This window comes from Streptomyces sp. NPDC046379 (genome assembly GCF_055587785.1).
The window spans coordinates 1-1,088 of the sequence record NZ_JBVJFP010000072.1; the positions used below are offsets into that span (position 1 = coordinate 1).

Annotated in this window: 1 protein-coding gene; it reads left to right on the plus strand. The window is 69.6% G+C overall.

The window, feature by feature from the left end; genetic code table 11:
* Window positions 1–270 precede the first annotated feature (270 nt).
* Window positions 271–1,080 (plus strand): IS5 family transposase, encoded by an 810-nt coding sequence (locus tag ACZ6KF_RS34050; protein WP_469179737.1) that lies wholly within the window; start codon window positions 271–273, stop codon window positions 1,078–1,080.
* Window positions 1,081–1,088 lie beyond the last annotated feature (8 nt).

Sequence of the window (1,088 nt, forward strand, 5' to 3'; positions counted from 1 at the left end):
ACTGGCCGTTCTCTATCCGTTCGTGTGCTTGGTCTGGTTCGAACGGGATGCTGGATCGGGTGAGTTGGCTGACGTCGGGGCATGAAGAGAAGGGCCTCTTGGTAGCTCGCGGTTGTCGAGTCCAGCGAGAAGCAAGAGGCCCTGTTGTCGAAGTGTTGCGTGGTCGCGGTTGCCGGGTCCAGTCCGTCCACTCCTGGGTGTGACTGTCTCGCCCACAGGTTCGGGAACGCGGCCGACCGGCCGGAGCGCCGGCCCCGGTATGGCTCGGACATGAGCGATGCCGAGTGGGCGTCGGTGCGGGATCTGCTGCCGGTGCCGGGATGGCTGGCCGGCCGGGGCGGTCGGCCGGAGGGCTACTGCCACCGGCAGATGATCGACGCGGTGCGCTACCTCGTCGACAACGGCATCAAGTGGCGGGCGATGCCGTCCGACTTCCCGCCCTGGCCACGGGTGTATGCCTTCTTCGCCCGCTGGCGGGATGCGGGGCTGGTGGCCGAGCTGCATGACCGGCTGCGCGAGGCCGTCCGCCGGGCCGAGGGCCGGAGCCCGGAGCCGAGCGCGGCCGTCGTGGACTCGCAGTCGGTGAAGGCGGACGCCACGGTCACTCTCGCTTCACGGGGATACGACGCGGGGAAAAAGATCAACGGGCGCAAGCGCCACCTGCTCACCGACACCCTCGGACTCCTGCTGGCCGTGCTGGTCACGCCGGCCTCCACGACCGACCGGGACGCGGCCCGCATCGTGCTGCCAGCAGCAAAGAAGCACTTCCGGCGGCTGGCGCGGGTCTGGGCCGACGGCGGTTACACCGGCCACCTCACCGACTGGTCCGCGGCGCATCTCGGACTCGTTCTCGACATCGTCCGCCGCAGCGACAACGTCCAAGGCTTCGAGGTCCTGCCTCGCCGCTGGGTCGTGGAGAGGTCCTTCGCCTGGCTCCTGCGCAGTCGGCGCCTGGTCCGTGACTACGAGCGACGCACCGACACCAGCGAGAGCGTCGTCCTGTGGTCGATGACCATGCTCATGAGCCGCCGCCTGGCCGCCCAGCGCCGGCAGTGTCCTGCTCCGGCGCGGGCAGCATGAACCTGCCC

What these genes read in the sequence shown, in the direction of transcription:
- ACZ6KF_RS34050 (WP_469179737.1), top strand. Translation starts at nt 271, where the DNA reads ATGAGCGATGCCGAGTGGGCGTCGGTGCGGGATCTGCTGCCGGTGCCG.